The 20,734-nt window shown below is 37.8% G+C and carries 12 protein-coding genes and 2 pseudogenes; 1 reads left to right on the top strand and 13 read right to left on the bottom strand.

Annotated elements, in window-relative coordinates; genetic code table 11:
• Positions 1 to 89: 89 nt before the first annotated feature.
• The 7 genes and pseudogenes from leuD to dprA all read right to left on the bottom strand — a co-directional run bounded on the left by leuD (position 90) and on the right by dprA (position 10,116).
• Positions 90 to 665: a 3-isopropylmalate dehydratase small subunit gene (gene leuD / locus FLP15_RS08850; RefSeq protein WP_142766816.1), complete on the bottom strand. Its 576-nt coding sequence runs from the start codon at positions 663 to 665 to the stop codon at positions 90 to 92.
• Between the two features lie 249 nt (positions 666 to 914).
• Positions 915 to 2,297 carry a 3-isopropylmalate dehydratase large subunit gene (gene leuC, locus FLP15_RS08855; RefSeq protein WP_142766817.1) on the bottom strand — a complete coding sequence of 461 codons (1,383 nt, stop codon included), beginning with the start codon at positions 2,295 to 2,297 and terminating at the stop codon, positions 915 to 917.
• 201 nt (positions 2,298 to 2,498) lie between these two features.
• Positions 2,499 to 3,529 (bottom strand): annotated as a pseudogene (leuB, locus tag FLP15_RS08860) (3-isopropylmalate dehydrogenase).
• Between the two features lie 22 nt (positions 3,530 to 3,551).
• On the bottom strand, positions 3,552 to 5,072 hold the full coding sequence (locus FLP15_RS08865) for a 2-isopropylmalate synthase (RefSeq protein WP_142766818.1): 1,521 nt from the start codon (positions 5,070 to 5,072) through the stop codon (positions 3,552 to 3,554).
• Between the two features lie 478 nt (positions 5,073 to 5,550).
• On the bottom strand, positions 5,551 to 6,891 hold the full coding sequence (gene trmFO / locus FLP15_RS08870) for a methylenetetrahydrofolate--tRNA-(uracil(54)-C(5))-methyltransferase (FADH(2)-oxidizing) TrmFO (protein WP_142766819.1): 1,341 nt from the start codon (positions 6,889 to 6,891) through the stop codon (positions 5,551 to 5,553).
• A gap of 92 nt (positions 6,892 to 6,983) precedes the next feature.
• Positions 6,984 to 9,116 (bottom strand): type I DNA topoisomerase, encoded by a 2,133-nt coding sequence (topA, locus tag FLP15_RS08875; RefSeq protein WP_142766820.1) that lies wholly within the window; start codon positions 9,114 to 9,116, stop codon positions 6,984 to 6,986.
• Positions 9,117 to 9,273: 157 nt separating this feature from the next.
• Entirely contained in the window at positions 9,274 to 10,116 is an 843-nt protein-coding gene (dprA, locus tag FLP15_RS08880) for a DNA-processing protein DprA (RefSeq protein ID WP_190288385.1), read from the bottom strand.
• A 299-nt stretch (positions 10,117 to 10,415) separates the two neighbouring features.
• Between dprA and trhO the strand changes: the two genes are divergently transcribed.
• Positions 10,416 to 11,369 carry an oxygen-dependent tRNA uridine(34) hydroxylase TrhO gene (trhO, locus tag FLP15_RS08885; protein ID WP_142766822.1) on the top strand — a complete coding sequence of 318 codons (954 nt, stop codon included), beginning with the start codon at positions 10,416 to 10,418 and terminating at the stop codon, positions 11,367 to 11,369.
• A 108-nt stretch (positions 11,370 to 11,477) separates the two neighbouring features.
• Here the strand turns inward: trhO and alsS are convergent, their stop codons facing one another.
• From alsS to rlmD, 6 genes and pseudogenes are all read right to left on the bottom strand, one after another.
• Positions 11,478 to 13,142, bottom strand: a complete 1,665-nt coding sequence (gene alsS, locus FLP15_RS08890; RefSeq protein WP_142766823.1) for an acetolactate synthase AlsS — start codon at positions 13,140 to 13,142, stop codon at positions 11,478 to 11,480.
• A 156-nt stretch (positions 13,143 to 13,298) separates the two neighbouring features.
• On the bottom strand, positions 13,299 to 14,549 hold the full coding sequence (locus FLP15_RS08895) for a tetratricopeptide repeat protein (protein WP_142766824.1): 1,251 nt from the start codon (positions 14,547 to 14,549) through the stop codon (positions 13,299 to 13,301).
• 516 nt (positions 14,550 to 15,065) lie between these two features.
• On the bottom strand, positions 15,066 to 16,238 hold the full coding sequence (locus FLP15_RS08900) for an AI-2E family transporter (protein ID WP_142766825.1): 1,173 nt from the start codon (positions 16,236 to 16,238) through the stop codon (positions 15,066 to 15,068).
• Positions 16,239 to 16,569: 331 nt separating this feature from the next.
• On the bottom strand, positions 16,570 to 17,190 hold the full coding sequence (locus FLP15_RS08905) for a class I SAM-dependent methyltransferase (protein WP_142766826.1): 621 nt from the start codon (positions 17,188 to 17,190) through the stop codon (positions 16,570 to 16,572).
• Between the two features lie 189 nt (positions 17,191 to 17,379).
• Positions 17,380 to 18,980 (bottom strand): annotated as a pseudogene (locus FLP15_RS08910) (NAD(P)/FAD-dependent oxidoreductase).
• Between the two features lie 293 nt (positions 18,981 to 19,273).
• Positions 19,274 to 20,653, bottom strand: a complete 1,380-nt coding sequence (rlmD, locus tag FLP15_RS08915; RefSeq protein ID WP_142766827.1) for a 23S rRNA (uracil(1939)-C(5))-methyltransferase RlmD — start codon at positions 20,651 to 20,653, stop codon at positions 19,274 to 19,276.
• Positions 20,654 to 20,734 lie beyond the last annotated feature (81 nt).

The following is a 20,734-nucleotide window of genomic DNA, read 5'->3' on the forward strand; positions in this document are numbered from 1 at the left end:
CCGCTGTCCGTTTGCTTAGCTGCTAAAGCGGCAAGAGCAAAAGGCAAAGCGCCTAGTCGGAATAGCAAGCTTCGAATTTAGTCTTGATTTCATTTATGCTGTTGTTCGTATTGTTGAATCTCTTTCTCATACTGCAGTGTAATTCCAATATCATCTAATCCATTGATGAGTTTGTCTTTCCAAATCGGATCAATATCAAAATGAAATTCTCCAACGCTTGTCTGAATGAATTGATGAGGCAAATCAATACTAATTTGCTCTTGACTGGAAAGTCCTGCAAGTTGTTCTAAGACATTTCTTGGTTGTGTAATCGGTAAGAGTCCATTTTTCAAGCTATTATTATAAAAAATATCAGAATAAGAGCCTGCGATAATTGCTCTAAAACCATAATCTGATAAAGCCCATGCAGCGTGTTCACGACTTGAACCCGAACCAAAATTATCGCCTGAGATGAGAAGGCTTGCTGTTTGGTATTCTGGATAATTCAGGATAAAGTCAGGATTTTCATCATAGTCTTTTTGATATCGCCATTCGTAAAATAAATTTTTACCAAAACCTTTTTTATCAATTGATTTTAAAAATTGCTTTGGAATGATTTGGTCTGTGTCTATATTATCATTCATCAAAGGGACAGTTGTTCCCTTATAGACAGTAAATTTTTCCATTTTTTCTTCTTTCTTTGTTTTGAAGCTTGCTGACAACTCTGTCAGTTCAATATGACTAGCCTGATACTTCTGTCAGTATACTGACAGAAGTTTATTCCTATAACCAAGCAAGTGCGTGCTACCTTCGCCTCTACGGTGCTACGTGCTTCGCACGCCGTTCTGCGAACGGTCCATGCAACTTCGTTGCTCCGCTGTCCGTTTGCTTAGCTGCTAAAGCAGTAAGAGCAAAAGGCAAAGCATCTAGTCGAATTAGTCAGTAACTAGATTTCTTACATCAACGAATTTTCCAGCAATTGCTGCTGCTGCTGCCATCGCTGGGCTACATAGATGAGTACGCGCATTATGCCCTTGGCGTCCTTCAAAATTACGGTTGCTAGTTGATGCGCAATGAACATACTCAGGGATTTGGTCAGGATTCATACCAAGACAAGCCGAGCAACCAGGTTCACGCCATTCAAAACCAGCTTCTATGAAAATCTTATCCAGACCTTCTGTTTCTGCAGCAGTTTTGACAGGACGACTGCCAGGAACAACGATTGCTGTCAGTCCGTCAGCAACGTGTTTTCCTTTGACAAACTTGGCAGCTTCTTGTAAATCACCAAGTCTAGCATTAGTACAACTTCCGATGAATACATAACCTAATTCAATATCAGAGGCGACTTGTCCTGGTTTCAAATCCATATAATTATAGGCTCTTTCGTAATTGATATTATCTTTAATCTCTGGGAAAGTTTCACCAAATTCTAGCCCCATTCCTGGATTTGTTCCCCAAGTCACCATGGGTTTCAGTTGGTTCACATCAAGTGTTAAAACTTTGTCATAAGTGGCATCAGGGTCACTGACAAGATTTTTCCAGTTACTGACAGCTTTGTCAAAGTCTTTTGGCGCATAGTCACGTCCTTTGACATAGTCATAAGTTTTTTCATCAGGATTCATTAGACCGATTTTTGCACCAAATTCGATAGACATATTACAAATTGTCATCCTTTCTTCCATGCTTAAGTCATCAACCGCTTCACCAGTATACTCAACAGCGTAACCCACACCTGCATCAACCCCGTATTTCGCAATCAAAGCAAGGATAAAGTCTTTACTATAGACCCCTTTTTGTGGATGACCTATAAACTCAATTTTCATTCGCTTCGGTTTGACCTGCCAAAGCGTTTGAGTTGCAAGCACGTGCTCTACTTCACTTGTCCCTATCCCAAAAGCAATGGCACCAAAAGCTCCATTTGTCGCAGTATGGCTGTCGCCACAGACAATCGTTTTTCCTGGTTGCGTACGTCCTGACTCTGGAGCAACCATATGGACAATTCCTTGTCCCTTGCCACCATGTGTTTCCGCAGGAACACCAAATTCTTTGACATTTTTAGTAAAAGTATCAATCTGCTTTTTAGAAATCAAATCCTGAATATTAAAAATATCTTTTGTTGGTACATTATGGTCAAGAGTTCCATAAGTCAAGTCAACACGGCGAACGCGACGGCCTGCATCCCGCAGACCTTGGAAAGCCTGCGGACTCGTTACCTCATGAATCACATGAAGGTCAATATAAAGCAATTGAGGTTCACCTTCATTTCCCGCTACGACATGCTGTTCCCAAAGCTTGTCAAATATTGTTTTTGCTGTCATTTTTCTCTCCTTATATCAAAAATTGTTCCATCAGCACTGACAGAAATTCTGTCAGTTCAGTGCGACTAATGTGAGCATTAAATCGGCGGAATAAATCAAATCTGAGCCTAGCTGATATTTCTGTCAGTATCTTTTATACTTTGTCAGCACTGACAAAGTATTGTAAATCAAAATTTGCATCCAAATGGTTTTCGTTATACATTACAAACGGTCTATGATTGCCGTTGTCATTTTATCAGTAGTAGCGCTACCGCCTAAATCATTTGTCAAAATGCCATCAGTAAAAGTTTGTGTCACGGCATTTTCAATCATTGCGGCACCAACTTCTTCTCCAAAAGATTCTCGCAACATCATGGCCACAGATAAAATCATACTGACAGGATTTGCAATCCCTCGCCCTGCAATATCTGGTGCTGAACCATGAATAGGCTCATAAAGTGCAAGACCATTAACACTATGCGAACTCGAAGGCATCACCCCCAAAGTTCCCGCCAAACTACTTGCTTCATCACTCAAAATATCACCAAAAAGATTTTCTGTCACAATCACATCAAATTTTTGAGGATGAGTAATCAAAAACATCGCACAACTATCAACAAGCTGATGCTCCAAAGTAACATCTGGATATTCAGTCGAAACCTCATCAGCAATGCGCCGCCAAAGTTTACTTGTGGCAAGGACATTTTGCTTGTCTACTGAAGTCACCAACTTGCGCGGCCGTGTGCGTGCCACCTCAAAAGCAAAACGCATAATCCTCCTAATTTCCTCCGCAGTATAATCATTAATATCACGCGCCCATTCCATCTCAAGCATGTGTTCGCCAAAGTAAACCCCGCCCGTAAGCTCACGAATAACCACAAAATCCACATCCTTTACATTTCTGATTGGAGATAATTTCGCTAAAGCTGGATAAATTTTCAAAGGACGCACATTTGCATAAAGTCCCAATGCCTTACGCAATGCCAGCAAACCTTGTTCAGGTCTGATTTCTTTATTGTTATATTGAGGTGCTCCAATTGCAGCAAGTAAGACAGCATCCGCGCTTTTGCTCGCCTCTAGAGTATCCTCAGGTAATGGAAGCCCATATTTATCAATTGCCACACCCCAAAATCTTTTTCCTCAATCTCATAATTAAAATTAATTTTATCTGCCACATGAGTGAGAACTCTTAAACCCGCCTTCATGATTTCTGGGCCAATCCCATCACCTGATAATGTAACAATTTTTTTCATTATCTTTTCTCCCTCATCTTTTCTAAGCATTATTTTCTTTTTGTATCAATACATTAGCATTCATGTAAGCCATTGCCCCACCTTTAAGCACATCATAATCAATCCCTTTTGCATTAAAAATTGTACCAGTACTAATATTTTCTATAGAAACAACCGTTGTTGCTTGGGCATCCACACCATCAGTTACGGCCTCAACCGAATAGCTGAGAAGACGCGATTCATGATTAAACACTTGGTCAATTGCTTTGAAAATAGCATCAATTGAACCCGAACCATCAGCAGTAGTCTCAAATTCCTCAGCTTCTTGATTTCTTAAAGTTACTGTCGCAGTATGTTTACCATGAATAGTATTATCAAATTTAACGCTATAAAACTCAAAGCCTTCAAGATTTTTAATAGTATGACCAGATACCAGCGCACGTATATCAGCATCAGTGATATCTTTCTTCTTATCTGCTAATGCTTTAAATCTGGCAAACAGTTCATTTACCTCACTATCATCATAAGGAATTCCAAGGGTTGACAATTTATTCATAAAAGCATGACGTCCAGATAACTTCCCTAAAGGTAGTGAATTGTGGAAGGCACCAACTAGTTCAGGTGTGATAATTTCATAAGTTTGAGCATTTTTTAGTACACCATCTTGATGAATACCCGATTCATGTGCAAAAGCATTCTTGCCTACCACAGCTTTATTTTTAGGAATCGCAATACCTGAAAATTGGCTAACGAGTGCAGCAGTATTAATCGTTTCCGAAAGTTGTAAAGGAGAATTTGCTTCATAAAAATCTTCACGAATATGTAAAGCAACAGCAATTTCTTCCAGGGCAGCATTTCCAGCACGTTCGCCAATTCCATTCACAGTTCCCTCAACACGTCCAGCTCCAGCTTTAATCGCTGCCAGAGAATTAGCAACTGCCATCCCTAAATCATCATGACAGTGAGGACTAAAAATAATTTCACGCTCAGATTTCACATTTTCAATGAGCATTTTAAAAATTTTTGCATATTCTTCTGGTGTTGTATAACCCACCGTATCAGGAATGTTGATGTATGTCGCCCCAGCATCCACTGCAGTTTGCACAGCTTTCAAAAGGAAGTCAGGTTCTGTACGTGTTGCATCTTCAGGAGAGAACTCAACAATTTCGATACGCTCCCGAGCATATTTTACACATTTCTTGATTGTTGCTAAAACTTCATCCGGAGTCATCTTCAGTTTATATTCCATATGAATAGGACTTGTTGCAATAAAGACGTGAATTTGTGGATGTTTAGCCGTTTTAACTGCCTCTACTGCACGATCTATATCCGAAATCACACAACGAGCAAGTCCCGTAACTGCTGTTTGTTGCAATGCTTCTGAGATTTGCTTTACAGCTTCAAAACTATCTGGACTTGCTGCGGGGAAGCCTGCTTCAATAACAGAAATTCCCCATTTTTCTAGCTGTTTAGCAATGGCTACTTTTTCTGTAATCGAGAAGCTAACTCCCGGTGTTTGCTCTCCATCTCTGAGCGTAGTGTCAAAAAATTCAATTTTCCTCATGTTCTTTTCTTCCTTTTTTAAAATATTAAAAACAAAAAAGACGTCCTTGAGGACGTCTCTCTGGTCCTCGAAATGACTATCGCCAAACAGGACCTACACATTTTAGCCAAATTGATAGCTAATGTAGGCCCACCTTGATCAACAACAATGAAAATTGTTTGTATGTCATTTCAAGTTCCTCTTTTGTTAATTTATATTATAATACTCTTAATATTTTAAATTGTCAACAAAATACTGTATTTTACCTCAAAAAAAGTCTATTAGCATTATCTAATAGACTTTTGTGTTCACATTATTCTGTTCAAAATCGAAATAGAACACTTTTTTAACTCAGCAAGTGCTGCTATCTCTGCCCTTTGGGCCACGCTGTCCATCCTTGCTATGGTGCTAAAGAACCTAGTCGGAGTGGCAATTCCCCCACCTCTATTTGGTAGGGGAGAAAGAATTCCCCACCAATGAGTAGTCACTTCAATCAAGTTTACTTACTTAATGAGATTGTTTTTTCTAAATCTCTTAGCGCCCTTTCAGCTACTTTTGCATACCGTTCCTTTTTGTCACGAATGCGCGGTCCATCTAGCTCTTCAACAATTCCGAAAGTGACATTCATCGGCTGAAAATGTTTACTATCAGCATGAGTGATATAATAAGGTAAACTTCCGATTGCGGTTGTTTGTGGGAAAATAATTGTTTCTTCACCTTTAAATAAACGAGCAGCATTTATTCCAGCTACCAAACCAGAGGCTGCAGACTCAACATAACCTTCAACGCCTGTCATTTGACCAGCAAAAAAAATATTTTCTTGTTTTCGTGATTGAAAAGTTTGTTCAAGTAAATGAGGTGAATCCATATATGAGTTTCTGTGCATCACACCAAAACGTACAAATTCAGCATTTTCAAGACCTGGAATCATACGAAAAACGCGCTTTTGTTCACCCCATTTAAGATGAGTTTGAAAACCAACGATATTATAAAGTGAAGCGCTAGCATTATCTTGACGAAGTTGTACTACTGCATAAGGTGTCTTAAATTCTCCATCACGAGGTCCCATATAATCCTCTGGATACTCAAGGCCAACCGGTTTCATAGGACCAAAAAGCATGGTTTTATATCCACGTTTTGCCATTTCTTCGATAGGCATACATCCCTCAAAAACCTTCATATCTTCAAAAGAATTTAATGGTGCTTCTTCTGCTGTAATTAATGCTTCTTGAAAAGCTTGAAATTCTTCCTTAGTCATAGGACAGTTGATATAATCAGCCTCTCCCTTATCGTATCGAGATTTTTTGTAGACTTTGTTAAAATCAATCGAATTTGCATCAATAATTGGAGCAGCAGCATCATAAAAATAAAAACCATCACCACCATTAAGTTCATGAATTTTTGCGGCTAAGCAATCTGAAGTCAAGGGACCTGTTGCAATAATTGTTATCTCATCTTCTGGAAGTTCAGTGATTTCTTCACGGAATACTTCAATTAAAGGATGCTCAGAAACATGAGAGGTAACAAAGTTAGAAAAAGCATCACGGTCTACAGCTAATGCACCACCTGCAGGTACTTGTGTCGCCTGCGCTCCCTGCATGATTACTGAATCAAGTCTTCTCATTTCTTCTTTTAATAATCCTACTGCATTTGTGATTGATGCACCACGAAAAGAATTAGAACAGACAAGTTCTGCAAATTTATCAGTTTTATGCTGAGGGGTAGGCTTCACTCCACGCATTTCATAAAGTTTAACTGGGATACCACGTTTAGCAATTTGGTAAGCCGCCTCAGAGCCTGCGAGACCCGCTCCAATAACATTGATATGTGTTTTTTTCATTCCTTTATTGTAGCAAAAAAAGCTAAAATTTTCAGCTTTTTCAACCTTCTAAGAGTTCTCACTAAAAGCTAAGTTGTAAAAAACTAGCTTTTTTATTTTTGTTTTTCTTCTTGATAATCACACTCAGTATTGGAACATACAACTTGTTTACCGCCACCTCGTACTTTTTTCTCAACAAGAAAATCACCAGATTTAGGGCAATCCCGACCAATAGGCTTATCCCAACTTGTAAAATCGCAATCTGGATACCGGTCGCAACCATAGAAAAGGCGATTTTTCTTAGTTTTACGCTCAATGATATTTCCCTCATGACATATAGGACATTTCACACCAATATCTTTGACGATTGCTTTTGTGTTACGACAATCTGGAAAATTACTACAAGCATAGAACTTACCAAAACGCCCGAGCTTGATTACCATTGGGCTACCACAAACATCACAGTTGAATCCAGCAGGTTCATCCTTGATTTGAATTTTTTCCATACCTTCTTCTGCATTGTTAAGCTCCTTAGCAAATGGCTTATAAAATTGGTCAACAACTTCAACCCATTTACGTTTACCTTCCTCAACTTCATCAAGGTCTTTTTCCATTTCAGCAGTAAACTCAGTATTTACAATATTAGGGAAAAATTCAACAATAAGTTTATTTACAATTTCTCCCAATTCGGTAGGTTCAAAACGTTTTGTAACCAACCTTACGTAATACCGTTTCTGTATTGTTTCTAATGTTGGAGCATACGTCGATGGACGTCCAACCCCATTTTCTTCTAATGTCTTAATTAAAGTAGCTTCAGAATATCGTGCAGGGGGTTGCGTAAAGTGTTGTTCAGGTTTTGTAGAAACTTTCTTAACGGTTTCATTTTCTTCCATTTCAGGAAGCATATTTGACTTATCAGAGTCATTATAAATAGTGAGGTAACCGTCAAATTTCACTTGCGAACCATTAGCGACAAAGGTAACACCGTTTTGTGATAAATTCACTTTCATAGTATCAAAAACGGCGGCGGTCATTTGACTAGCAACAAAACGATTCCAAATAAGTGTATAAAGTTTGAGCTGATCTTTATCTAAATATTTAGCGATGAGTTCTGGTGTATTAAAGACATTTGACGGACGAATTGCCTCATGAGCATCTTGTGCACTTGCAGCGTTTTTAACTTTTGAACCATGCTTACTATATTTTTCGCCGAATTTGTCAGCAATATAATTATGGGCAGCATTCTGAGCCACAGGAGAAATCCGAGTAGAGTCCGTACGCATATAGGTAATCAGCCCTTGATGTCCTTGACTTCCTAGTGTGAGACCTTCATAGAGTTGTTGAGCAACCATCATTGTTTTTCGTGTTCGAAAATTAATTTTATTTGCTGCATCTTGTTGCATAGACGAAGTTGTATAAGGAAGAGGTGCGTTTCTTCTACGTTCTTTTCTCTCTACTTTATCGACATTAAAGTCTGGGCCATCCAAACGTTGCATCACTTCTATGACGTCTTCATTGTTATCAAGCGCACGTTTTTTACCATCAATTCCCCAAAATGATGCTTTAAATTTTTTAGTTCCTTTTTTAAATTCACCATCAATTGTCCAGTATTCTTGAGGAATAAAAGCATTGATTTCATTTTCTCGGTCTACAATAAGTTTTAGTGCAATGGATTGGACACGTCCTGCAGATAACCCTTTTTTAACTTTTTTCCATAAGATTGGACTGATTGAATAACCAACCAGACGGTCAAGTACGCGGCGTGCTTGCTGGGCATCAACAAGATCTACGTCAATTTGGCGTGGTTCTTTGAAAGCATTTTTCACGGCATCTTTTGTAATTTCATTAAAGACGACACGATTTTTTTCCTCAAGTGGTAAGTCAAGAATATGTGCTAAATGCCATGAAATTGCCTCACCTTCACGGTCCGGGTCACTCGCGAGATAAACAGCTTTAGCCGCTTTAGCTTCTTTTTTTAGTGAATTTATTAGAGGAGCTTTCCCTCTGATATTGATATATTGTGGTTCATAGTCGTGTTCAATATCAACAGACATTGAAGACTTTTTGAGGTCACGAATATGTCCCACACTGGCTACAACTTTATAATTGCGACCAAGATATTTTTCAATTGTTTTAGCTTTGGCAGGGGACTCTACAATAACGAGATTTTTCCCTGGGGTAACTTTTTTTCTAGTTACCTTTTTCTTAGATGTAGTTTTTGTTTTATTTTTAATTGCTGTTGGCATATATTTATTCCTAATGAAAATTTGATACTTCCACCATAATAAAGTGTTTTTTTCAATATGTCAAGTTATTTCATTTTCTTATAGGAAAACTCATTATATTTTTTATTTTAAAAAAAGGTGTAATCCTTTGATATATAAATGTTTTAACGTTTTTTTATTAATACGTATACTCTCCTAAAATATCTTGTCCTTTAAAAACTAATTTAGCCCCCTGTTGAATAAGATAATTACAGCCGTCAGAAAAACCATCAGCGATATTTCCAGGTACAGCAAAGACATCCCTTCCCTCTTCCAAAGCTCGCTCACACGTAATTAAGCTACCACTTCTTAATTTTGCTTCAACAACCACGACACCTCTTGATAGACCTGCGATAATACGATTACGTTCGGGAAAATGATATTTGAGAGGTTTTTCTCCAGGTGCATATTCAGAAAGAATAAGCTGTTTTTTTGAGAGATATTCTTGTATTTTTCGGTTCTCAGTAGGGTAAAAAATATCCAATCCTGTTCCTATAACAGCAATAGTTGATGTTTGATTTTTAATAGCAGAAATATGACTTGCAGCATCAATTCCTTTTGCTAATCCACTGACAATCGTGAAACTCTGATTGAGTTCCTTGATTAATTTTTGAACAGCTTTAACACCGTTTGGTGTTGATTCGCGACTTCCGACAAACGCAACTTTAGGTGTTTTAAGTAATTCTATATTTCCCTGATAAAAAATTAAAACAGGAGGATTATAGATTTCTTTTAACCTTTCTGGGTAATTTTCATCAAGAATGGAAAAAGATGAAAATTTCTTGTACTTCTCTCTCAGTTCTTTAACATTCTGATTTTTATAGGATTCAATGAAATTTGAGATAGATTTGATTTGTGCAACTTGCGCCATTTGACGTAAACTCATCTTCATTTCACATTTTCTATAAAATTTTAGTAGTTTATTCACTCCTAAATTGGTCATTCCAGCATTTTTCCAACGAAATAAATCGAAATTTGTTATCATAGTTCCTCCGAATTTTTTATTAACTAATTATAATTAACACCAGTCCTATTGGTTGATATAAACTCCCCACGAATTGTGAAGTGAGACTCGTATATTATTATTTACGAAAAAATACTGATGTTGTCACAATAAAAATTAATAATATGAGAATATTATCTGAAAACGAAGGATAATGCTACTAAATCAAAAACTTTGTTAGCAAAGGCACAAGCATTTTCTTTGCTTTGGATTAAAGAAAAATGGTTAAATTGTATCTGGATTATATTGTAATCAATAAACCCCTAAGGAGAATAATAATGACTCAAGATTATCGAGTACTACTATATTATAAATACGTTCCAATTGAAGATGGTGCAGCTTTTGCTGAACACCATCTATTAGAGTGTAAGAAAATCGGTCTCAAAGGAAGAATTCTTGTTGCTGATGAAGGAATCAATGGGACAGTTTCAGGAACAGTTGAACAAACTGATGCTTATATGAAACTTATGAACGCTGACTCTCGTTTTTCTAAAATGGTATTCAAAATTGACGAAACTGAAGAACATGCCTTTAAGAAAATGCACGTCCGTTATAGACCAGAACTTGTGAATTTAAGCCTTGATGATGATATCAATCCTCTGGACCTGACTGGTGACTATCTTACTCCAAAAGAGTTTCGTGAAGCGATGTTAGATGAAGATACAGTAGTCATTGATGCTAGAAATGATTATGAGTTTGACCTCGGACATTTCCGAGGTGCCATTCGTCCTGAAATTCGTAATTTTCGCGAACTTCCTCAATGGATTCGTGATAATAAAGAACAATTTATGGAAAAACGTATTTTAACTTATTGTACAGGTGGAATTCGATGTGAAAAGTTTTCTGGATGGCTCGTTCGAGAGGGTTTTAAGGATGTAGGGCAACTTCATGGTGGAATTGCTACTTACGGTAAAGACCCTGAAGTTCAAGGAGACTTGTGGGATGGTCAGATGTATGTATTTGACAGTCGTATCGCTGTATCTATCAATCAAAAAGAACATATTATCGTTGGACGTGACTGGTTTGATGGTAGCCCTTGTGAACGTTATATCAATTGTGCCAATCCAGAGTGTAATCGCCGTATTCTTTCATCTGAAGAAAACGAAATAAAATACTTAGGAAGCTGTTCTCATGAGTGTCGTATTCACCCTAATAACCGTTACATCACTTCTCATCACTTATCAGAAGATGAAGTAAACGATGCGCTTGCTTTAATTGAAAAAGTTTCCTGATTGAGATTACCCCTCTTGAATATTCAAGAGGGGTTTAATATAAAAAAGTTCTGGATGAACAGAACTTTTAATTTAGTAGTTTGACATTTTTTATTATTTTTGGATGGATCAATAGAATTCTTCTGGTAGCAATTTTTCAGCTAATTTGCTGTTATCTGAATAGTCAAGTGGAACATCAATTACAACAGGTCCAGTTGTATCAGGAATTGATTTAAGGATTTCAGTCAGTTCTTCTTTTGTATGCGCACGATACCCTTTGGCTCCCATAGATTCTGCATATTTTACATAGTCAACGAAACCAAAATCAACTGCGGCTGAACGTCCATATTTCATTTCTTCTTGGAATTTAACCATGTCATAGTGACCATCATTCCAAATAATTTGAATGATTGGAAGGTTTAAACGAACTGCTGTTTCAAGTTCTTGCCCCGTGAAAAGGAACCCACCATCACCTGAGTGCGAATAAACTTTTTTCCCAGGACGAAGAAGAGCTGCAGTAATAGCCCACGGAAGTGCTACTCCAAGAGTCTGCATCCCATTTGAGAAGAGCAAATGACGTGGTTCATAGGATTTGAAATGACGCGCCATCCAGATATAGAGAGAACCTACATCAACAGTGACAGTTTCGTCATCTTTTACAATCTCTTGAAATGTTGTTACGAGGTCAAGTGGATGCATACGACCTTCAACTGTATTTTCGGTATCAAACTCATGTTGTTCTGCTACTTCATGTAGTCCATCAAGATATTCTTTCGTTCCTTCAGGAATTTGATAGCCACGTACAGCTGGCAAAAGGTTATCAAGTGTTGCTGCAATGTCACCAATGAGTTCACGCTCTGGTTGGTAATAAGTATCAATCTCAGCAATGGCATTATCAATAACAATGATACGGCTATCAATCTCGGCATTCCAGTTACGAGCCTCATACTCAATTGGGTCATAGCCTACTGCAATGACTAAGTCTGAGCGTTTCAAAAGCATATCTCCTGGTTGATTGCGGAAAAGTCCAATCCGACCATAGAATGTATGCTCTAAGTCACGCGAAATGACACCAGCCCCTTGGAAAGTTTCAACAACAGGAATATTTACATGAGTAAGTAAGTTACGTAATGATAAAGCTACTTTTGCATCTGAGGCACCAGCACCAACAAGAATAACAGGTAAAACAGCATTTTTAATTGCTTGTGCAAGGTAATTAATATCATCAATTGAAGCATTTCCCATTTTGGGGTCAGATAATGGTTTAATCGCTTTAAGTGTAACTTCCGAGTCTGTCACATCTTGTGGAATAGACAAGAATGTTGCACCTGGACGACCAGTTTTTGCAATCCGATAGGCATTTGCAATTGTTTCAGAGAGTGTCGTAGGATCAAGAACTTCTGCCGAATACTTAGTGGCAGCTTGCATCATAGCCGCATTATCCATTGATTGATGAGCGCGCTTCAGTCTATCACTACGTTTAACTTGACCGCCAATAGCAAGGATTGCGTCTCCTTCAGATGTAGCAGTCAGTAGCGGAGTAGCAAGGTTTGAAACTCCTGGTCCACTGGTTACAACAGCTACTCCAGGCTCACCTGTAAGACGTCCTACAGCTTGTGCCATAAAAGCTGCTCCTTGTTCGTGACGAGTCACGACAAGTTTTGGTCCTTTTTCATTTTCTAAAAGGTCAAAAACACGGTCAATTTTTGCTCCTGGAATACCAAAAACATATTTTACATTATGATTAATTAGACTATCTACAATTAAATCTGCGCCAAATTTTTTATCAGACATGACTTCTCTCATTCTTTATAAGTTTATATTATAATCATCAAATAATTTCAGACTACTTCATTTCAATTCTATCAGAACTTTTATGCTTTTACAATTAATCGCAATTTAGATAAAACCTGTCAGTACGCTGACAGGTTATTATTATACTGCTTCCTTTTATTCTTGGTATTCAGAAAGTAATATTCTCATTTCTTCATCATCTGGAACTAAATCTAAGTATTGCGCAATGAGTGATTTGGCTTTATCTGCTTGACCGATTTCACGCAAAAATTCGATATAGTCTGACAAAAATTCAGGATTCTCTGACAGGCTCGTCAGCATTAATTCTTCGTATAATTTACTTGCTTCTAGGTCTTTTTCAAGCGCTTTATAACTACTTGCAAAGAGCCATTGAGCAAGTGGATGTTCTTCCTCTAATAGAGATTGTAAATTTATAACGGCTTCGAAATCATCTTCGTTAAAATATAGATTTGCGAGTAAAAAGACCGTTTCATCATGTAATTCAGGAAAGTTTAACGCTTCCATAAGATAATGCTCAGCTGCTTCAGCATTTTTTAATTTAAAGCTTATCTTTGAAGCGAAATGTAAGAGTGGAACAGAATTAGGATTTTTTTGCAACCCTTTTTCTGCCATATTTAACGATTCTTCAAACTGTTGATTTTCTTCCAAAGTTTGAGCATAAGCAAGCTCGTAACTCAAAAAATCAACGTCCATTTTCTCTAATTTTTTAAACGCAGAAATTGCGCGTGATTCGTTATGAATTTCTCCGTATAAAAGTGCAATCTCGTATAGCGTTTCTGCTTTTTTATCAAATTCAAATGATTTTTCTAAGAAAGAAATGGCATTTTCAAAATTACCTAATTGGGCATAAGAATCGCCTATTCTTTGGTAAATTGAAATTTTTGTATCATGTAAAATTTTACGTTCAGAAAGTTTAGCATATTCAGTGATTGCAGCTTGATAGTCTCCTTGAGCATAGTAAGATTCAGCAAGAGCAAAAGTAATCAGCGGGGAATCTGAATATTCACGAGCTTCTTCTAGCTTAGAGATTGCTGTCTCAAAGTCTCCATCAAATTGGTATAAATCAGCAATCTTGACAAGAGCAGCAACATAGTTTTCATCCTGTGAGGGAATTTGATAGAGATAATTTAGAGCCTCGTCTAAGTTACCATTATCCTCAGCGATTTCAGCGAGATTAATCAGATAGTCTGTTGACTCTGGATGATTTTGCATGATTTTATCATAAATTTGCTGACTTTCATCAATGAATCCCATCATCTGTAAATATTCTGCAAGGTCTGAGAGTAGCTCATCATCATCGTTTTTTAGTGCTTTAGCAAGCGAATTTTGCATTCCAATCAAATCGCCTTGGTGTAAAAAATCAATCGTATCTTCTGAATAAGACATTTGAATTCCTTTCTTTTGAAGTGATTACTTCATTGGTGGGGGATTCTTTCGCCCCACCAATGTTAGGATACAACCTCTAGGTGTAACAACTAAGCGACCTGTACGCAGCTAAAGCTGCAACAGTCTGACATCAAAGATATGAGGTCACACCTCCGCTTCGCTGTCGATTTCACTAAGCCACTAAAGTGGCAAGTTCAAATCGCAATCGACTAAAGTCGCAAGGCGAAGTGGTCTTGCGACTTTAGTCGATTGCGCTAAGTAGAACAAAAGCAGAGCTCGTCACTTCGCCTTATCGCTTTGCCTTTTGCTCTTACTGCTTTAGCAGTTAAGCAAAAGGACAGCGGAGCAACGAAGTTGCATAGAGAGTTCGTAGAACGGCGTGCGAAGCATGTAGCGAGTTGCGACTTCGACTAGGCACGTTCGTGCCGTAGCGAGAATCGACAGCGAAGCGGAGATAGTGCGTGCTAAGTTAAATCTGTATTTCTCAAGCTCCAAAAGTGGTTGACTTGAATCATATTAGTCTTCAAACTCTTCTTGACCGACCTCTTCTCTATAAAGCACTGAAATTTCTCGATACCACCAATAAAAATGAACGACAATAACTTTTATTGCTGCGTAAAATGGGATTCCGAGTAAAACACCCCAAACCCCGAAAATTTTCCCTGCTGTAAGCAAGACAAATAAAATCGTAATAGGGTGGACAGCTAGTTGTTTTCCAAGAATAAGTGGTGAAACAAAACGTCCTTCAATTGTTTGCTCAATAACGATAACAATCAATACTTTCACTAACATGAAAGGTCCACCAATGGCTAAACCAACAATGAGCATTGGAATTGCTGCAAGAAATGACCCTAAAAACGGAACTAGATTTAGGAAACCTGCAGTGATAGCAAGTGGAATAGCATAGCGCAAACCTACGATAGGTAGACCAATCATAAACATAATCGCTACAACAATCGCAACCAAAATTTGTCCGCGGACATAATTTGACAATTGACTATTGATTTCGTGTAATACTTTTGAAGTATCTTTACGCCAATTATTAGGTAGAAGGTGAGTGACAAAGTGATTTAAGTTTTTCCCATCTCGAAGGAGATAAAAGAGAACAAATGGGAAAATAATTAAAGAAATCAAAACACTTGTCGTTTTTCCAATGATACTTGTCAGCGAAGTTACAGCTGTTGCAGAAAATGTTTTAGACCAGTCAATAAGCTGATTACCGATAGAATCTGCAAACTGGTCTGCTTGTGGGCGGAACTGTTTGAATCGTGGATTACGAAGTAAATTATTAACTTCATCTTGCGCAATGTTGACATAGTGAGGCACCGAAGAAGCAAATTTTTCTACGCCATCAATAATGTTGGGGATTGCTACAATTAATCCCCAGACAATTAGCGCAATAATAATCACAAAAAGCACGACAATACTTGCTAAACGTGGAATTTTCCGTTTTTCAAAAAAATCAACAATAGGATTGAGAAGATAATAGAATACTGCTGCGAGAACTAAAGGAAGTGAGATAATCGTGATGAAATCTCCAATAGGTCTAAACAGGAATCCAACTTTGTTAAGCAAAAATATATTTAATAGCAGGAGTAAAAAAATAGATAGTCCTGCAACAACTTTATTATTGATAAACCACTTAAAAAACCAAGAGGCTTTGATATTTCTATGTTGTTCTTGTTCCATAATTCTTCCTAAATTTCTCTTTTTCTATACTGGAATAACTGCTCGTTTTATTAGTTGTTCTGCAATTAATCTCCCCTTTTATCAGTCGTTTCGTCGTTTGCTCTTGGCTAAGCAAACGGACAGCGTGGTAGGGCAGTATGTGTTTTTTCAATAGTTTAGATATAGCGTTATTGCTTACAAAAATCACTGATGAACTTTTGAATTGCTGACAGATTTTTGTCAGTATTTTGAAGTGACTACTTCATCGTTGGGGATTCTTTTTCCCCCAACGATATTAGCAGAACGAAAGCACTCACTCACTTGCTAAGTTAAACATAATCGTCCAGTTCTGTCAGTGAATTTTTTCTAATTCATAATATTGAATTTGGAAGAAAATTTTCTTCCTATTGATTTTCCAGCCGTTATTCTCAAAAAGTTTTGCTAATTCTTTTGGAGTATAAACTTTCACATCTCCCTCAGTGGAAAAACGATTCAGTCGCCAATTGTAAATTTTAGTGACAACAGGAATATGAATTTCTGCAATGACGAGACGTCCGTCAGCTGTCAGTAAACGTTTTGCTTCTGACAAAAAGCGCTTAGGGTTTGGAAAATGATGAAAACTTGCCGAACAAATGAGTAAATCAAACGATGTACTTTCAAATGGAATTTCCTCTGCAGTTCCTCGTTTAAAAGTAAATTCTGGATGAAGTTTTGTCGCTACTTTTACCATTTCGGATGAGATATCTAAACCATTTCCTAAAATAGTGTGTTTTTCATTCAACATACCAAGAAGAGTGCCATTCGCACAACCCACATCTAAAATGCGACTTTGCTCAGGAAATTCTAGATTCTTTTTGATAAATTTTTTAAAAAAACGAGCTAAAAAACCATCAAAAGTGTGGTCAAAATTATTCGCAATATGATCATAAAATTGCTCGGATTCACTTTCATAATCATGATGTTTATGTGCCAAAAAATATTCCTCCATTGAGATATGAACTTTATAGATGCAGAGATACGATAGCACAGAGAGCATTCATAGAGCTATGCTGCTAGAATGCAACGTCAATCCGTCATTGGTTTCACAACAGATTAATCGTGCTTATATTAGTTCACATTTAATTTTACGTAGTAAAACTATTAGATGAAAAGTTAAACAGTATTAGATTTCAGGAGGGACAAATTCTGAAATGAGTGCCTCTGCACATTTTAGACCATCAATTGCGGCCGAAACAATGCCACCTGCAAATCCTGCTCCTTCACCAGAAGGATAAATTCCTTTGGTGGACACAGATTGAAAACTTTCTTCATCGCGATTGATACGAACAGGCGAGGAAGAACGTGACTCTACTCCAGTCAACACAGCATCTGATAAAGCAAAGCCGTGTAATTTTTTATCTAAACCGATAATTGCTTCTTTCATTGGAGTAGTGATATATTCTGGAAAAAGTTGCTCCAAATCACTAGGAGTAACTCCTAGTGCGTAACTCGGTTCCACCGTTCCCATAGCCGTTGAAGCTTTACCATCAAGAAAGTCACCAACAAGTTGGGCAGGCGCTTTATAAGAAGAACCTCCCAGTTCAAAAGCTTTCGCTTCTAATTTTCGTTGAAACTCTACACCAGCCAAAGGATGAGTTGTCGGAAAGTCTTCTGGAAAAACCTGAACAAGCAGTCCAGAATTTGCATTTTTTTGATTGCGCGCGTGTTCTGACATTCCATTTGTAACTAATCGACCTGTTTCAGAAGCAGCAGGAACAACGAGACCTCCTGGGCACATACAAAAAGTATAGACCCCGCGACCAGAAGAAGATTTATAAGTGAGGCGGTATTCAGCAGCACCCAGCCTTTTATTTTCGGCAAATTCTTTATATTGTGCTTTATTAATTAGCTTTTGAGGATGTTCAATGCGCACACCAACGGCAAAAGGTTTTGCTGTGATTTGAATTCCTTTGTCATAAAGTTCTGAAAAAGTATCACGCGCCGAATGTCCAATAGCTAATATGGCTTGATGAGCATTAATTACTGTTCCATCAACAAGCTTCACAGCGCTAAGTGCTTGATTTTCAATGATGAACTGCTCAACTTGCGCTTCAAAATGAACTTCTCCTCCAAGAGCAATAATTTGTTCACGGATTTTTTTGACAATATCTCGGAGTAAGTCTGTGCCGACATGAGGATGCGCTTTATATAAAATATCTTCTGGTGCACCAGCAAGGACAAATTCTTCTAGGACTTTACGACCACGTAAATCTCGCACACGGCTGGTTAATTTTCCATCAGAAAAAGTTCCTGCACCCCTTCGCCAAATTGGACATTAGATTTTGGATTTAATTTTCCTTTTTTCCAAAATTCGTCGATGGATTTTACACGTTCATCAACTGCTTCTCCACGTTCTAAAACAATGGGTTTGTAACCATTTTGCGCTAAAAGTAGGGCGGCAAACATCCCAGCAGGTCCAAAGCCAATAACAAGTGGACGATGTTGCATTTTTTTGATGCCATGCTCAGGATTTTTATAATCAAGCTTGGGAGCCAATGAAACATTTTTTAGCTTTTTAGCCAATATTTTGCCCTCATTTTGAGTAGCAACATCAACAGTATAGATAAAATCAATTTCACCATGATGTCTAGCATCAATGGATTCTTTATAAATTCGATAATTTAGGAGTTCATGCTCAGAAATTTTGAGTTTTTTCAAAATGAGCGCTTTAATTTTTGACACAGGCTCATCAATTGAAAGTTTAATTTGTGTAATACGAATCATGAATTACTTTCTAATATAGTCAAGACTTGTTTAGCGGGAGATAAATCTCGCTGAACTTATGTCGGGCGAAATTCAAAACGTGCCATTTCGCCTTATCGCTTTGCCTCTATCGTTGCAAGCTATGCTTGCATACGAATATAGAGGACAGCGGACCAACGAAGTTGCGGAGACCGTTCGTAGAACGGCGTGCGAAGCACGTAGCGAGTTGCGACTTCGACTAGGCACTTTTTTTGTGCCGTAGCGAGAATGGATAGCGGAGCGCAGTGAAGATAGTGCTGCTTTATCCTTTGATACTAGCACGCACTTGTTTTAATAAAATTTGCTACTAGTTCAATATGATGAGTTTGCGGGAAGAGGTCAACAGGCTGAACTTTGTCTAATTGATAGCCTTGTTCCTCAAAACGAACAACATCACGCGCAAAGGTGGCAGGGTTACAAGAAATATATATAATTGCTCGTGCTTGAGTCTCAGAAGCCGCTCTTATAAAAGTTTCATCAAGTCCTTTTCTAGGTGGGTCAACAAAGACAATATCGGGTTTAATCCCCGCTTTGAGCCATTTTGGAAGAATTGCTTCTGCCGTTCCTACTTCATAATGAGTATTACTCAGATTGTTGAGTCTAGCATTATGTTTTGCATCACTCACAGCCTCTGGAATCACTTCCATTCCATAAATCTGGTGGACTTTATCTGCCATTCCAATCCCAATTGTTCCAATCCCTGAATAAGCATCAATAACAACATCCGTCGCTTTCAAGTCAGCAAAATCATAGGCAATTTGATACAGCTTTTCTGCTTGTTCCGTATTGACCTGATAAAAAGCTGGCGCTGAAATCTGAAAAGTTTTGCCAAGCATTGTATCAGTGATATATCCTTGACCATAAAGCACTTTGAATTTTTTGCCTAAAATGAAAGAGCCTGTGTCAGCATTTATATTAAGTTGGACAGATTTGATATTAGGAAATTTTTCTGTCAGTGCTGACAGAAGTCGGTCAGTCCCTTTTGGTAACTTGTCAGCGGTTACGACAAGTGTAATCATTATCTCAGAGCTATAATACGCCTTTCTGACGACTATATTGCGTAGCCAGCCCTGACGTGTTTTTTCATCATAACTGCTGACAGTAATCTTGCGAAATTCATCACGTAGAAATAAAATGACAGCATCAATCTCAGGCGCTTGAATGTAAAAATTTTCAACTGGAATCAGTGTATGTGAATTTTTTCTGAAAAATCCTGTGGTCAAAAGACCATCAATATCGCGAACGGGCACTTGAGCTTTGTTACGATAAGCGAGTGTTCTGTCAGCAGGAATAACGTTGCTGACAGGAAATTTTTCTTTGTGCGCTGTTTTTGTCAGTAACTGACAGACTTGTTTTTGTTTAAATTTAAGTTGTTCTTCGTACGAAAGATGACCAAAATCAGCAATTCCTGTCCGCAAATAATCCAAATTAACACCGTTCACACGATGCTCACTTTGTGTTAAAAATTGCTCTACACGTCCGAAACCAAAAGATTTTCCGACTTTTAAGACACGCATCATAATGCGCTCACCAGGAAGTGCGTTATCTACAAAAAAAGGAAAATGCTCAATCTTAACTACACCCTGTCCTTCGTGAGTTAAGTCAATCACATCCGCCTCAAATATTTCATTTTTTTTGAAATTTATCATGTCCATATTATAACATAAAGCCCTTTGAATTTCTGCCCCAGAACCGCTTATTTACTTGTAAATAAAACAATATTTTTATAGCTGATT

It is taken from the genome of Lactococcus protaetiae (genome assembly GCF_006965445.1).
Classification (GTDB): Bacteria; Bacillota; Bacilli; order Lactobacillales; family Streptococcaceae; genus Lactococcus; species Lactococcus protaetiae.

Coding starts and splice junctions, on each gene's coding strand:
- trhO (WP_142766822.1), top strand. CDS start 10,416: ATGACTCAAGATTATCGAGTACTACTATATTATAAATACGTTCCAATT.
- rlmD (WP_142766827.1), bottom strand. CDS start 20,653: ATGGACATGATAAATTTCAAAAAAAATGAAATATTTGAGGCGGATGTG.
- trmFO (WP_142766819.1), bottom strand. CDS start 6,891: ATGAAAAAAACACATATCAATGTTATTGGAGCGGGTCTCGCAGGCTCT.
- FLP15_RS08895 (WP_142766824.1), bottom strand. CDS start 14,549: ATGTCTTATTCAGAAGATACGATTGATTTTTTACACCAAGGCGATTTG.
- leuC (WP_142766817.1), bottom strand. CDS start 2,297: ATGACAGCAAAAACAATATTTGACAAGCTTTGGGAACAGCATGTCGTA.
- leuD (WP_142766816.1), bottom strand. CDS start 665: ATGGAAAAATTTACTGTCTATAAGGGAACAACTGTCCCTTTGATGAAT.
- topA (WP_142766820.1), bottom strand. CDS start 9,116: ATGCCAACAGCAATTAAAAATAAAACAAAAACTACATCTAAGAAAAAG.
- alsS (WP_142766823.1), bottom strand. CDS start 13,142: ATGTCTGATAAAAAATTTGGCGCAGATTTAATTGTAGATAGTCTAATT.
- FLP15_RS08900 (WP_142766825.1), bottom strand. CDS start 16,238: ATGGAACAAGAACAACATAGAAATATCAAAGCCTCTTGGTTTTTTAAG.
- FLP15_RS08865 (WP_142766818.1), bottom strand. CDS start 5,072: ATGAGGAAAATTGAATTTTTTGACACTACGCTCAGAGATGGAGAGCAA.